We start from the raw sequence: 14,949 nt of genomic DNA on the forward strand, positions 1-14,949 counted from the left end.
GCCCGAAGAAGTGTTTTTGAAACATTTCTCGGGCGAATTGCTCTGCTTACTTTATACAGCCGATTACTGCTACTGCAAGCCCTGCAATAAATCCAATATATGTACGCTTTAATACAACAAATGTATTGTATTAGGGGCTGTATTGCCTTTTTGAGGCTGTTTCGTGACTGCTTTACAAGGCAAATAGCACGACATCTATTGTAACAATATGCGCATTTCTGCGCTTCACAACCCAATACCTTTGGGCCACTGCCACCACTTGGCGGCATCCTTCCAGCACTCTTATTACTTGACTGCGCTAGGCGCTTTCAACCGGTGGTAGATTTGCCTGTAGCGACAGTTCTACTGCCAGTTGAAAGCACGGCCACAGGATGCCAAACAGTGCGGATGACAGCTTTACTCCTACCTCTTCAAGCGAATTACACCTGTCACTTTGCCGGCAGTCCTAGGCTGGATAGTAACAGTTTCAGCAATCATCTTTTGCGCAATCGTTTTCCTTTCCACTCCATTCTTTAAAACCCACTTGTAAGCCTATGAAAAACTGTAGACCCATTTTATTAGGAATTGGGTTAGGGCTGTGCAGCTTCGCACTGCATGCTCAAGACCTTCCTATTCCGCAACAAGCCGAATCGGGCACCGTGGGTGCCGATTGGAACGTGCTCGACGATGCGGGCGTGCGCTACGTTTCTGTTACGCCAACCAGCACCATTAATTCGCAAAATCCGGGTACACCAGGGCGGATTATCACTTACTCGGTTACGTTTCCGGCGGCGGGCTCCTATAGCCTCTACGCTCGGGTACGGGTGGGACCCGCCGGTGCCAACGATGACAGTTTCTATTACGGCAACGGCTTCGGCACGAAATCACCCACCAACGACAACGACTGGATTACGGTCAATGGCCTCGGCGTGGCGGGTTTTACTGCGCCGACTGACATAGTAACCGGGGCAGGAACGGCAACAACGGGAGTCTGGAAGTGGATTAATATCTCGCGGCTTAACCTGGTGAACAGCGGCAGCGAATCACCCATCCGGTTTACAGTAAATGCCAATGCTCTTACGCAGACCATCCAAATTGGGGCTCGTGAAGACGGCCTTGATATCGATCAGCTTGCTTTCGGTACTTCAAACACCACGTTTACCGTCGAGAACTTAAACTTAGGGCAAGCGGGTATCACACCGCCGCCGCCCCCACCCTACACCCCCACCGGGCCACCGTTGGCAACTGGTAAGTCCAAGTATTTCGGGGGCATCTGGAGTCCGGCGCAGCTGACCAACTTCACGAACTACTGGAACATGGTGGTGCCGAGCAACGCGGGCAAGTGGGGCTCCGTGGAAGGCACTCGCGACGTATTCAACTGGACCAATTTGGATGCAGCCTATCGGTTGGCAAAGGATAATGGGTTTCCATTTCGCTTTCATGTACTGATTTGGGGCAACCAACAGCCAACCTGGATTGAAACCTTGCCGCCAGCCGAGCAACTGGAAGAAATCAAAGAATGGTTTGCGGCCGTAGCCCAGCGCTACCCGGATATCGATATGCTGGAAGTGGTGAACGAACCGCTGCACGACCCGCCCGGAACTCCCGGCAACGGCGGTGGCAACTACGTTAACGCCTTGGGCGGCAACGGCGCAACCGGCTGGGATTGGGTAATCAACTCGTTTAAGCTGGCCCGGGAGTATTTCCCCAATACCCGGCTCATGCTCAACGACTACAGCGTGGAAAACTCGGTGGCCAATGCCACTAGCTACCGTAACATCATTACGCTGCTGCAACAGCGGCAACTCATTGATGCCATTGGTATTCAGGGGCACTCGTTTTCTACCCGGCCTACCTCGTCGGCGGTCCTCAGAAGCAGCCTAGACGTGCTAGCAGCTACCGGGTTGCCGCTCTACATTACAGAGCTCGACATCAATGGCGTAGAAGAAGACGTTCAACTCTCGGAGTACCAGCGGGTTTTCCCTATTTTCTGGGAGCACCCAGCCGTGAAAGGCGTATCGCACTTCGGCTGGCTGCCAGGGGCTGATGCAGAAGCATACCTAGCGTACTCCAACGGGGCTGAGCGGCCGGCGCTGGTGTGGTTGAAAGACTACGTGCGCAATACCATACTGCCTTGCAACGTGAGTACCACCGCCCGGATTACCAATGCGCTTACGTGCCTGGGTAACAACGGCATTATCAACCTGACGGCGCAGGGCGGCGGCACGGCCACGTATACCTACAGCTGGACCGGGCCGAATAACTTCACGGCCACGACAGAAGATTTGGTGGGCGTAGTGCCCGGCGTGTACACCGTAACGGTAACGGCACCTAACAGCAACTGTAGCACGACCAGCACTTACACCGTTGGCAGCGACGCCGACACGCAGGCCCCTACTATTCTGGCCGCCGGCTTTATCGTCGGGCTGGAAGCCAATGGCACGCGCACCATTGAGGCCGCCGACGTGGACTATGGCAGCACCGACAACTGCGGTATTGCCTCCATGACCCTCGACAAAACCCGCTTCACCTGTGCCAACATCGGCCCAAACCAAGTAACCATTACTGTGCGCGACAACGCGGGCAATGTGGCTACCCAGACCGTGACGGTAATAGTAGTAGACAACACGGCGCCAACGATTATGGCAGCTGGTTTTGCCGTAACATTGAATAACGGCACGCGCACCATTGAGGTCAACGACGTGGACTATGGCAGCACCGACAACTGCGGCATTGCTTCCATGAGCATCAGCCCGCGGACGTTCACCTGCGCCAACATCGGTCCCAACCCGGTAACCATTACTGTGCGCGATAATGCGGGCAACGTGGCCACCCAAACCGTGACCGTAATGGTAAACGGCGATGCCAGCTGCCCCGCAGCGCGTAGCCTGAACAATAGCTATGCAGGCAGCGCCCAAGCTGCCGAGTTGCAGGCCTATCCGAACCCCGCCACCGACCAGGCCACGCTGAACTTCCGGACCGCCGCTGCCGGTAAAGCGCAGGTACGGGTATACAACTCATTGGGCCGCTTGGTAGCTACCCTCTACGACGGGCCAGTTATGGCTGGCGGACAGTATCAGGCCACTCTCGACAGCCACAAGCTAGTAGCAGGCGTGTACACCTGCCAGCTACTCGCACCCGGCACGGCCGTTACCACCCGGCTTATCATTACCAAGTAAACGGCGAAATATATACTGCCTGTAAAAAAGCAGCCCCAGCCTGATACTAGGCTGGGGCTGCTTTTATTATATAATAACCGAGGTGGCTGCCTCACTGCTTCTTGCCTTTGCGATAATCGGAAGGCAGGATGTTGAACTTGGCCTTGAACGATTTTGTGAAGTAGTGCGGTGTGGCAAAACCTGCCTGATAGGCCACTTCCGAAATAGTTAAGTCACTTTCCTGCAAGAGCACCGCCGCCCGGTCTAGCTTGAACGAGCGGATGAACTCCACTGGCGGCATGCCTGTCAACTCCAGTATCTTGTTGTACATCGAGCCCCGGCTCATACCAAAATGCTCACTTAGCTCTTCCACCGAGAAGTTTGTGTTCTTAAGGTTTTTTTCAATGTAGAGCACTACATTGTTGAGAAACCGCTCACTACTCGACTCTATTTCCACGGAGCTTGGCACCACTTGCAACTGCTTGGTATAGGTGGTTTTCAGCGTGCGGTTCAGTTCCAGCAAATTCCTGATTCTGACATGCAGAATATCGAAGTTGAAGGGCTTGGACAGATAGTCGTTGGCTCCGGATTCCAAGCCTTTGAGGTGCTCTTCCTCGCGCGTGAGCCCCGTGAGCAGAATGATGGGAATATGGCTGGTGCGCTTGTCGGATTTTAGCTTCCGGCTGAGTGCAATACCATCCATATAGGGCATAGTAATGTCGCTCACAATAAGGTCGGGATGGCACGAAAGAGCTTTATACCAGCCATCCTTGCCATTAAGCACATCGGTAATTTTGTAATGGTCCTTCAGGTTGTCTTTCAGATAATAGCGGAAATCGTCGTCGTCTTCCACAATTAGCAGGTGCGGCAATTCCTCACCTTTTTGCTTTTTCGGCGGCTTGGGCGGCTTCTTGCGGTCCGGCACGGGGGCCAGTGTTTCGGCAACGGCCGGGCTGCCGTTTTCTGCAAGCGGCACATCCGACTCTAGCGGCAGCAGCACCGTAAATGTGGCACCTTTGCCCAGCTCACTTTCCACCGCAATAGAGCCGCCGTGTAGCTCCACAAACTCCTTGGTAATAGACAAGCCGATGCCGTTGCTTTGGTTAAGCACCGTAGAAAGCTCATGGCCCTGAAAGAACCGCTCGAAAATCAATTCCTGCTGGCTGGCGTCGATGCCACTGCCGGTATCCGCTACCCGGAGGCAGATGGTTTTTTGGGAAGCATTAGGTGTGGCGGCAGAAGCGAAGAGTTCCACACGCACCCGCCCGCCTTCGGGAGTAAATTTGAAAGCGTTGGACAGCAGATTAACCAGAATTCGTTCTACCTTATCATAGTCGAAGCGCACGTATAGCTTCTCCGATGTGAGGTGCAACGACAGCTCGATTTTCTTGATTTCGGCCAGATCCTGAAAGGAGGAAGAAACTTCCTGCACAAAACCGGTAAGCTCCCCCGCCGACAAACTCAAACGCAACTCGTTTTCCTCCATTTTCCGCGAGTCCAGCAGCTGATTAACCAGGTGCAGGAGCCGGTGGGCATTGCGCCGGATAACCTGTAGCTGCCCCGCGCTCTGCGGATCTTTCTGCTGGGCGAGCAGCTTGGCCGTAGGTGCCAGAATCAGGGATATAGGCGTGCGAAGCTCGTGGCTTAGGTTGGTTAGAAACTTGATTTTCAGCAAGTCAAGCTTACGCACCCGCTCCACTTCTTCGCGTTCCTGCTGCTGCTCGAACTCCTGTTTCAGCTTCCTGATTCCGCGGTAGCGGCTATAAAGCAGAGCCGCGCCGACCAGGCCCACATACAAGGCGTAGGCGTAGATGGTTTTCCAGAATGGCGGCTGAATGACAATCTTGACGTGGGTGCCTGTGGTATTCCAGATACCGTCGTTGTTGCTGGCTTTCACCACGAAATCGTACTCGCCGGGGTCCAGGTTGGTGTAGTACGCGCTGGTGGTGGTTCCTACGTAGTTCCAATCCTTATCAAAGCCTACCAGTTTGTAGGCGTAGCGGTTTTTCTGGGGCAGCGTGTAGTTTAAGGCGGCATATGCCAGGGAGAAGTTCTGCTTGTAGTTCAAACGGATTTCCTTGGCCACGGTGATGTGCTGCTGCAAGGGCGACTGTTTCCCCACCACAACGGGCTCGTTATCGACCCGCAGGCCGGTGAGTACCACTTGGGGGACATTCCGGTTGACTTTCAGACGCAGTGGCGAGAAGTAGTTGAAGCCTTCGATGCCGCCGAAGAATAAGGTACCGCTGGTTGCTTTAAGGCCCGAATTGTTGAGGAAGGCTTTGTCCTGCAAGCCGTTTTCCCGCGAGTAGTTTGTGAATTGGCCTTGCTTAACATCCAGCCGGCTGATTCCCCGGTTGGTGCTTACCCAAATAGCGCCGGCATCGTCTTCCAGAATCTTGTGCACAAACCCGTCCAGCAGCTTTTCACGGCTCGAATAGACGGAAAACTTACTTGTGCGAGCATCAAACCGATACAAGCCGTTGCCGTTTGTACCGAGCCACATATTGCCCCGATGGTCTTTCGCAATAGTGGTGATGTAGTCGATGTTGAATCCGGTTTGGCTTGCTTTGTACGTAGTAAAGTCCCGACTACCAGGGTGATACACGCCAACCCCGCCCCCACTGGAGCCAATCCAGATATTACCTGCCAGGTCTTCCTCAATGCCGCGGATGTAGTTGTTGGTAGGCAGTTGCCGGTCGAGCGAATCTTTGGGTGCGTTTATAAACCTGGTGATTACGCGGGTTTGCGGGTCGTACATATTCACTCCGCCTCCGTTCGTGCCAATCCAGACATTACCGGCGCGGTCTTCTTTCAGAATCCAGATTTGATTGCTACTCAGTTGTTGTTTTCCCGGACCTTGCAGCAGCTGTCGGTAGCTACCGGTTTTGGTGTTGAGCACGAACAGCCCGTGGTCGAAGGTGCCAATCCACAACTGCTCATGCCTATCAAGGAGCAGGCTCAGAATGGGTAGCCCAGCCAGGTTGACACGTTTTTGGCTTTTGAGGTCGAGGTGGCTAAATAAGCCTGTCTTCACGTGATATACGTTCAGGCCACCGCCGTCTGTGCCCACGAATACGTCGCCGTTGCGCTTTTCCGCAAACGACGTAACCAGAGGCGCATTCAGCCCGAAAGGGTCCAGCTCGTTGTTGCGTCGGCCATTGAACAAGGTTAAGTTCTGGTCGTATTTGCTTACCCCGCCCTTATACGTTCCCACCCAATGGATACCTTGCGAGTCAATTAAGATGCTGCGCACGGATTTGCTGTTCAGGCTATACGGGTCGCGGCTGTCGTGCACATGGCGCGTTGCCCGCCCCGATTTCACGTCAATAATATCGAGTCCGCCTTCTGTGCCCACCCACAGCGTGCCGTCGGGCCCCGCCGCCAGCGTGAAAATAAAGTTGCTGCCCAGCGTGTGCGGGTCGTCGTACCTGAACTTGAAGGTATCGAAGCGGCGCTCATCGGCGCTCAGCCGGTTCAAGCCATTGGTGGTCCCTACCCACAAGCGGCCGTTCAGGTCTTGGGTGATGGTATTGATGGTGTCGCCGATAAGGCCCTCTTGGCCCGGCGCAAACGGCTCTAGCACCTGAGTTGCTGAATTGTAGCGATACAAGCCACTCTCCGTGCCGAGCCAGATGCGGTGCTGACTATCGGCATACATGCATTGCGGTACTATGGGCCGAGGCGGGCGGGCTGTCGGGGCAAAGGGTACGGAAATGCTTCTGCCTGTCTTTGGGTTCAACTGCCTGACTTCGCTAGCGGTTACTATCCAGAGGTTGCCAAGCGCATCACTATCCACCTCTTTGATGTACCTACTAATTTGCTGGCCCGGTGCATTGTATCCGGTATATGCCACAAAGGCATTATGGGCTCGGTCGTAAGAATATAGCCCGCGGCCCATGGTGCCCACCCACAACCGACCAGCTTGGTCTTCGTGCAAAGTTGAAATATCAACGGCTTGGAAAGACGCCGTTTTATGCGTGCCTAATAGGTATAAGCTGAACTGGTAGCCATCGTATTTTCGTAAGCCCTCATCCGAGGCAATCCAGAGAAAACCATATCGGTCTTTAAGAATAGCATAAACAGTATTGGAAGCTAAGCCGTCTTTGGATGACAATGAAGTGAACTTGACATCTGGTGGCTGCGCCAACACAGAATGGCTGGCTATTAGCAGGCCAAGCAGCAACAACACACCGGATAAAGCCCGAAGTGTAGCTGCGTAACCAGTGCGTTGAAAGGTATCACTCATGGCAAGAATTAGAATTTTGCATTGCCTCTTGTCTGACTTTTACGCGCCTTATCATTTGATAATCAATTAGAAATACTGTTGCGGAGTATTCACGCCAAATAGAAGTCTTGGCGGCAAGCAACTTATAGCAGCCCCAGATAAAGCTACAAAACACAAGTAAGCATGTTGCTCGCTTCATCTGGTTAGCCGTCGATTATACAGCCTACTTGCTTATTAGCAGGCATATCACCAAAAGTATAGCGAAAAGTACAATCATTTGGACGGTAACAACCCAAATAGCTTGGTGCAAGAGGATAAAAGCTGATCAGTAGAGGACAGCATATGGCTGTACTTGCAAGTAGCCTGTTGCCAATTCAGTACTCTTAATCAAACATAGCCATGAATACTGCACGAGCTAGTGAATTGCTCACCTTGCACACAGCACAATATCCATGTTCAAGTAGATAAATCAATGCTGTTACAGCACTTCACTAGAAGCCAACGGATGTTCACAGGAGCACAACAGATGTATTGCAGTAAAAGCATTATGGCCCATAGCAGCGGTTTTCGCGGCATAGCAGGCAGCAGGCTTTCCGACATCTGTTGTAATAATATGTGCATTCCTGCGCCTTACTGTTTGATACATTTGAACAAGTGTAGTTGTAAGTTAAAAACGCTACTCCGAACACTGAATCAAGCAGTAAAACCAGACCGGCTGATCTAAGACAAGGTGTGGGAACCTACTGGGGAGGGCCAGTTGGGAAGGTTTTATTGCTTGATACCAGTCTTCACCGAGCATCGTTCATTGTGGCTAGGCAGCCGCAAATTGAGGGCGTAGAGTGTAAGCAACTCCATTCGCCCAGTACCAACTCCCTACACCCACGCTTCCTACACTGATTTCCGGCTTATCTTCTATTCCCTTGAAAATACAATCCACTAAGTTACTGATTGGCCTTGCGTTGGCTGGCATAGCATCTGGCTTCGGACGGAAAACAGAACCGACGTTGAAGGCCGCGTTTAAGAAAGATTTTTACGTAGGTGCCGCCCTCAACTACCGCCAAATTAGCGGCCAAGATGCTAAGGCTACCGCGCTTGTCAAGCAGCAATTCAACACCATCAGCCCGGAGAATCTGCTGAAATGGGGGCCCGTGCACCCGCAACCCGACAAGTACAACTTCAAGCCCGCCGACGACTATGTGGCCTTTGGGCAGCAAAACAAGATGTTCATTGTTGGGCACACTCTGATGTGGCACCAGCAGACCCCGAAATGGGTATTTGAAGACGCAGCCGGCCAAACAGTGAGCCGTGAAGTGCTACTTAAGCGCCTAGAAGACCACATTAACACAGTGGTTGGCCGCTACAAAGGCAAGATTGGGGGTTGGGACGTGCTGAATGAAGCCATCGACGACCAGCAAGGCGACTTACGCAAAACTAAATGGCTGGAAATTCTGGGGGAAGATTTTGCCGCTAAAGCCTTCGAGTACGCCCACAAAGCCGACCCTAAGGCCGAACTTTATTACAACGACTACAGCCTCTACCGTCCCGAAAAGCGGGAAGGCGTGATCAAGCTGGTAAAAAGCCTACAAGCCAAAGGCATCAAAGTAGACGCCATTGGTATGCAGGGCCACTACGGCCTGACCCGCCCGAGTATTGAGCAGGTAGAAGCCAGCATTGTGGCTTTCTCGAAGCTGGGCGTACACGTCAATTTCACGGAGCTTGACATTGACGTGCTACCGAATCCGAGCCGGCGCCAGGGCGCCGACATTGCTGAAACCTTCGGGGCCGATACCAAATACAACGTGTACACCGCGGGCCTGCCCGACTCGGTGCAGCAAAAACTGACGAAACGCTACGCCGACTTGTTTGCGCTGTTTCATAAGCACCGCGACGTTATTGACCGCATTACTCTGTGGGGCGTAACCGACACGGATTCCTGGCTCAACGACTGGCCCATCAGAGGCCGCACGAGCTACCCCTTGCTCTTCGGCCGCGACTACTTGCCGAAACCAGCTTTGCAAGCAGTAGTGCAAACTGCTAAGTAGGTGCTGGCTGGCACAAAACTAGTGCGCTACCGCAAGGCCTCGCAGCTTCCGCCCCGCTGTCCGGTTGCGTTCTGTATGGCATCGAAACGTCCTGCGAGAAGATTTCGGTTGGTGTAAGTCCTTGAGTATTCCCCACCTGATTGAGGTCGGAAAAGACAGTTAGTTGACCTAAATGATGTGAAGCGCAGTTTCCGCAAGATTGCCAAAGTGTGTACCAAGTGAAGCCACCCATCCAGCATACAACAGCGGGCTAGGTAACTTAGACCAACACTTGGTGCGCAGTTAACACGTCGTTTAAAACTCACCAATGAATAAAGGTAAATTCTTGATTCTGGCCCTTTGGCTGGTTCCTGCATTGGGGATAGGGCAAACGGTGCCGCTACAAAGCTTTCCGGTGTCGACGGTGCGCCTGCTGGACAGCCCCTTCCGCGTGGCCCAGCAAACGGACCTTGCGTATTTAATGGCCCTCAACCCCGACCGGCTGCTAGCGCCTTATTTGGCTGCGGCGGGTTTGCCACCCAAGGCTGAGCGCTACGGCAACTGGGAAAATACGGGCTTGGATGGCCACATGGGCGGGCACTATCTTTCGGCCCTAGCCTACATGTATGCCGCCACCGGCAACGAGCAGGTGCAGCAGCGCCTTACTTACCTAATCGACCAATTGGAAGCCTGCCAGCAGAAAAGTGGCAACGGCTACCTGGGCGGCGTGCCCGGCGGCCTGGCCATGTGGCAGGAGGTGAAGGCTGGCAACATCAAGGCCAACAGCTTCGGACTAAACCAAAAGTGGGTACCACTCTACAACCTGCACAAAACCTACGCCGGCCTGCGTGATGCCTACGTGGTGGCTGGCAACGCGAAAGCCCGCGGCATGCTCATCAAGCTCACCGATTGGTTTCTGGACCTGACGGCCAACCTTATCGATGCGCAATTGCAGGACATGATGCGCAGTGAGCACGGCGGCCTGAATGAAATATTTGCCGACGTAGCCGACATGACCGGCGAGCGTAAATACCTGACGCTGGCCCAGCGCTTTTCGCATCAAGCGGTGCTAAAGCTCTTGCTAGCTGGCCAAGACGCACTCAACGGCATGCACGCCAACACCCAAATTCCGAAGGTTATCGGCTTCAAGCGGGTGGCCGAGGCCGGCGGCGTGTATGATGTGCGCCTGTTGCAGTAAGCTGGCACGTAGCAGCCATTAAAATTAATTGCCAGTTCCCCCTTTTACACTCTCAAACAATCGTTTTCATTCGACGAACCAGCATGAAAATCAAGCGCATCAAAACATTTATTGCCGGTACAGCTACTTTTCTGCTGCCCACTTTCGGGCTGTTTGCACAATCGGTTGAGTTGGTTAATCCCATCATGACCGGCTTCTATCCCGACCCTAGCATTGTGAAAGTAGGCACGGACTACTACCTGGTAAACTCCACGTTTTCCTACTTCCCCGGTATTCCGGTGATGCACAGCAAGGACCTCAAAAACTGGAAGCAGGTGGGCAACGTCATCAGCCGGCCTTCGCAGATGAACTTCATGGGCGACCGAATGACGCGGGGCTTGTTTGCGCCGGCCATTGAGTACCACAACGGCACTTACTATGTCACCTGCACCCAAATTGACCACAAAGGCAACTTCGTAGTGACGGCCAAAAACCCCGCCGGCCCCTGGAGCGACCCAATATTTATGCCCCAGGTGCGTGGCATCGACCCTTCGCTGTATTTCGAGGGCAACAAGGCCTACGTCATTTACAACAGCGACCCACCTGACAACAAGCCGCTCTACGACGGTCACCGCTCCATCAAGATCATTGAGCTAAACCCGCAAACGCTGCAAACCGTGGGCGAGGCCAAAATTGTGGTGAACGGCGGCGTAGACCTCAGCAAGAAGCCGGTCTGGATTGAGGGCCCGCACCTGATGAAGCGCAACGACTGGTATTACCTATACGCAGCCGAGGGGGGCACTTCCGTCAACCATACCGAGGTGGTATTCCGCAGCAAGGAGCCTTTAGGGCCGTTTGTACCTTACGAGAAAAACCCCATCCTCTCGCAACGCGAGTTGCCAAAGGACCGCAAAGACCCCATCACCTCGGCCGGGCACGCGCAGTTTGTGGAAGGCCCGGATGGCAAAACCTACGCTATTTTCCTGGCGGTGCGGCCCTACGAAGGCAATTTCTACAACACCGGCCGCGAAACGTTCATCGTGCCCGTAACCTGGAAAGACGAGTGGCCGGTGATGGAGCCGGGCCCGAATGGCGTGCAGTACAGCTACCAAGCTAAGTTTCCGGAAGTGAAACAGCCCGGCGCCCGACCCCAAAGTGGCAACTTCAGCTACACCCTCACCTTCGAGAAGCAGCTTGACCCGGCATTGCTGTTTATGCGCACGGTGGACAGCACCAATTTTTCGCTGAGCAAAGCCAAAGGCCTCACCCTGAAGCTGAAGCCTGAAACGGTGGCCGAAACTGGTAATCCGGCCTTCATCGGAAAGCGGCAGCAGCACATGTACTGCACCACTGAAACCGAGCTGACGTTTGCGCCAAAAACGGCCAACGAGAAGGCAGGCCTGGTTGTTTTCCAGGATGAGAAGCACTTCTACTACCTCTGCAAATCGGTAGATGGTGGCAAGCCGATGCTTCAACTGTTCAAAAGCACGGCCGATGTGAAGCAGCCAGAACTGCTGGCTCAAGCGCCGCTTAAGTCGGCTACAGCCAGCGTGCAGCTACGCATCCAGGCTCAGGGTGACACCTACAATTTCCATTTCTCGGAAAACGGCAAAACTTGGACGACGCTCAAGGACAAAGTGGATGGTAAGTTCCTGAGTACGCAAGTGGCCGGGGGCTTCATTGGCTGCCTGTTCGGGATGTACGCAACCTCCTCGGGCCAGCCTACCACCAACACTGCCGCCTTTAAGTGGCTGAAATACCAAGGCAACGACCCAATGTACAAGAAATAAAACCCGCTCGTCATTTCTGCTTTCCGCTGTCCTGCTGCTGGCAAAACCGCTCGTCATCACCTTGGCGGCCTTGCCACGTTACCCGTCCTCTCACGTATGCGTAATTGCCTCTTTGGAATTTTCTTACTGCTGGTTTGCTGGATGAGCATTGGGGCCAGTTATGGCGCACCCAAGACTACCCCGACGCCCCTACGGCTTTGGTACGATAAGCCGGCTGCCAACTGGAACGAGGCTCTACCCCTCGGCAACGGCCGCCTCGGAGCTATGGTGTTTGGCGCGCCGCAGCGCGAGCGGCTCCAGCTAAATGAAGAAACCATCTGGGCTGGCGGCCCCAACAACAACGTAAAACCCGACGCCCTGCCGGTGGTGCGGCAGCTTCGGGAGCAGTTGTTAGCCGGGCAGTTGGTGGAAGCGCAGGCCCTGGCGCAAGCCAAGATGCAGCCCGCCGGCAACAGCGGTATGCCCTACCAAATGGCCGCCAACGTGTACCTGAGCTTCCCCGGCCACGACAACGCCACCAACTACCAGCGCGACTTGGACATCAACCGGGCTGTGGCCTCGGTCAGCTACCAGCTCGGCGGCGTAACGTACCGCCGCGAGATGTTCAGCTCTCTGCCCGACCAAGTGGTGGTGGTGCGCCTCACAGCTAGCAAGCCGGGCCAAATCAGCTGCCAACTGAGCGAGGAAAGTTTGCTGCAATACACCCTGCACGCCGAAAATAACCAACTGGTGCTGGATAGTCGCGGCAGTGAGCACGAAGGCCAGGAGGGCAAAATCCGTTTCCAGACGCGAGTACAGGCTGTGGCCGATGGCGGCACCGTGCAAACCACCGACGCAGGCATCCGGCTAGAGCGCGCCAACAGTGCCACGCTGTACATTTCCATCGGCACCAACTTCAACAATTACCACGACGTGAGCGGCGACCCGGCCGCGCGGGCTACGGCCTACCTAGCCGCGGCCGTGCGCAAGCCCTACAAGCAGGCGCTGGCCGACCACGTAGCGGCCTACCAGCGCTACTTCAGCCGCGTGACCCTGAATCTGGGCGTGACGCCTGCTGCCGCGCTGCCCACCAACAAGCGCCTCGAAAACTTCGCCAACGGCCAAGATCCAGCCCTGGCGGCGCTGTATTTTCAGTACGGGCGCTACCTACTCATTTCCTGCTCACAGCCGGGCGGGCAGCCGGCCAACCTGCAAGGTATTTGGAACGACCAGCTTAAGGGCCCTTGGGACAGCAAATACACGGTGAACATCAACACCGAAATGAACTACTGGCCCGCGGAAGTCACCAACCTGACCGAACTGCACCAGCCGCTGTTCAGCATGCTTAAAGACCTGAGCGTGACCGGCCAGCAGAGTGCCCGCCAGATGTACGGCGCCCGCGGCTGGATGCTGCATCATAACACGGATATCTGGCGCATCACCGGACAGGTGGACCCGCCGCAGTACGGCCTCTGGCCCATGGGCGGGGCCTGGCTGAGCCAGCACCTCTGGGACCATTACCAGTTCACCGGCGACGAGCAGTTTCTGCGCGACTACTACCCCGTGCTCAAGGGCGCCGCCACTTACTTGGTGGATGCCTTACAGCCCGAGCCCACCCACCAGTGGCTGGTGGTGGCCCCGTCGGTTTCGCCCGAAAATACTTATGCGCTTAATGGCAAACGCATTGCCATCGTGGCGGGTACCACCATGGATAATCAATTGGTGTTCGATCTATTCTCGAAAACCATCCGGGCCGCCGAATTGCTGCGCCTCGACCAGCCCTTTACCGATACGCTGCGCACCCTGCGCGAGCGGCTGGCCCCGATGCAAATCGGGCAGCACGGGCAGGTGCAGGAGTGGCTGCAAGATGTAGACGACCCCAAGGATCAGCACCGCCACATTTCGCACCTCTACGGGCTATACCCAAGCGGGCAGATTTCGCCCTACCGTACGCCCGCCTTGTTCGAGGCGGCCCGCACCACGCTTACCCAGCGCGGCGACGTGTCCACGGGTTGGTCGATGGGCTGGAAGGTGAACTTCTGGGCCCGCATGCAGGACGGCAACCACGCCTACAAGTTGCTCACCGAGCAACTGCACCTGCGTTCCGGCGCAGGCGCCAGCCAGGGCGAAGGCGGCGGCACCTACCCTAACCTGCTCGACGCGCATCCGCCGTTTCAGATTGACGGCAACTTCGGCTGCACGGCGGGCCTGGCCGAGTTACTGGTACAAAGCCACGACGGAACCATCGACCTGCTGCCTGCCCTACCCGACGCCTGGCCCACGGGTGAAGTGACTGGCCTGGTGGCCCGCGGTGGCTATGTGGTAGACTTGGCTTGGAAGCAAGGCAAAATCACGCGTGTGCGCATCATCTCGCGGCTCGGGGGCAACTGCCGGGTGCGGGTGCACAGCGCTGTGGCGGCGGCCAGCGGCTTGAAGCTACGGGAAGCACAGGGTGAAAACCCCAATCCGTTTTACCAGACCCTACCTGTCAAATCCCCACTGGTATCAACTAAAACCACTTCGCGGCAACCTACCCTAGCGCCGTCGGTGGTGTACGATTTCCTCACTGAAGCCGGCCGTACTTATTCCTTGAAAGCCCGCTAACCCTCCCTAGCTA

6 protein-coding genes and 1 pseudogene are annotated in these 14,949 nt (G+C 55.2%); 5 read left to right on the forward strand and 2 right to left on the reverse strand.

Annotation, left to right across the window (positions count from 1 at the left end):
- Positions 1-533 precede the first annotated feature (533 nt).
- On the forward strand, positions 534-3,158 hold the full coding sequence (locus tag G536_RS30690) for a T9SS type A sorting domain-containing protein (protein ID WP_022824187.1): 2,625 nt from the start codon (positions 534-536) through the stop codon (positions 3,156-3,158).
- A 91-nt stretch (positions 3,159-3,249) separates the two neighbouring features.
- Here G536_RS30690 and G536_RS0113785 read toward each other — a convergent pair whose 3' ends face one another.
- Complete coding sequence (locus G536_RS0113785) at positions 3,250-6,798, reverse strand: hybrid sensor histidine kinase/response regulator transcription factor (RefSeq protein ID WP_245575825.1); 3,549 nt, start codon at positions 6,796-6,798, stop codon at positions 3,250-3,252.
- A 378-nt stretch (positions 6,799-7,176) separates the two neighbouring features.
- Positions 7,177-7,386, reverse strand: a pseudogene (locus G536_RS33080) (two-component regulator propeller domain-containing protein); the annotation flags it as partial.
- Positions 7,387-8,369: 983 nt separating this feature from the next.
- Between G536_RS33080 and G536_RS0113790 the strand changes: the two are divergent.
- From G536_RS0113790 to G536_RS27850, 4 genes are all read left to right on the forward strand, one after another.
- A complete protein-coding gene (locus tag G536_RS0113790) occupies positions 8,370-9,407 on the forward strand; it encodes an endo-1,4-beta-xylanase (RefSeq protein ID WP_245575826.1) in 1,038 nt (345 codons plus the stop codon).
- A 307-nt stretch (positions 9,408-9,714) separates the two neighbouring features.
- Positions 9,715-10,584, forward strand: coding sequence for a beta-L-arabinofuranosidase domain-containing protein (locus tag G536_RS0113795; protein WP_022824190.1), 870 nt, complete (start codon positions 9,715-9,717; stop codon positions 10,582-10,584).
- Between the two features lie 83 nt (positions 10,585-10,667).
- Positions 10,668-12,353 carry a glycoside hydrolase family 43 protein gene (locus G536_RS0113800; protein ID WP_022824191.1) on the forward strand — a complete coding sequence of 562 codons (1,686 nt, stop codon included), beginning with the start codon at positions 10,668-10,670 and terminating at the stop codon, positions 12,351-12,353.
- Positions 12,354-12,449: 96 nt separating this feature from the next.
- Positions 12,450-14,936, forward strand: a complete 2,487-nt coding sequence (locus tag G536_RS27850) for a glycoside hydrolase family 95 protein (RefSeq protein ID WP_033370123.1) — start codon at positions 12,450-12,452, stop codon at positions 14,934-14,936.
- The last annotated feature ends 13 nt before the right edge of the window (positions 14,937-14,949 follow it).

The sequence above is a fragment of the Hymenobacter norwichensis DSM 15439 genome (assembly GCF_000420705.1).
Taxonomy (GTDB): domain Bacteria; phylum Bacteroidota; class Bacteroidia; order Cytophagales; family Hymenobacteraceae; genus Hymenobacter; species Hymenobacter norwichensis.

Coding starts and splice junctions, on each gene's coding strand:
- G536_RS0113800 (WP_022824191.1), top strand. CDS start 10,668: ATGAAAATCAAGCGCATCAAAACATTTATTGCCGGTACAGCTACTTTT.
- G536_RS27850 (WP_033370123.1), top strand. CDS start 12,450: ATGCGTAATTGCCTCTTTGGAATTTTCTTACTGCTGGTTTGCTGGATG.
- G536_RS30690 (WP_022824187.1), top strand. CDS start 534: ATGAAAAACTGTAGACCCATTTTATTAGGAATTGGGTTAGGGCTGTGC.
- G536_RS0113785 (WP_245575825.1), bottom strand. CDS start 6,798: ATGTATGCCGATAGTCAGCACCGCATCTGGCTCGGCACGGAGAGTGGC.
- G536_RS0113795 (WP_022824190.1), top strand. CDS start 9,715: ATGAATAAAGGTAAATTCTTGATTCTGGCCCTTTGGCTGGTTCCTGCA.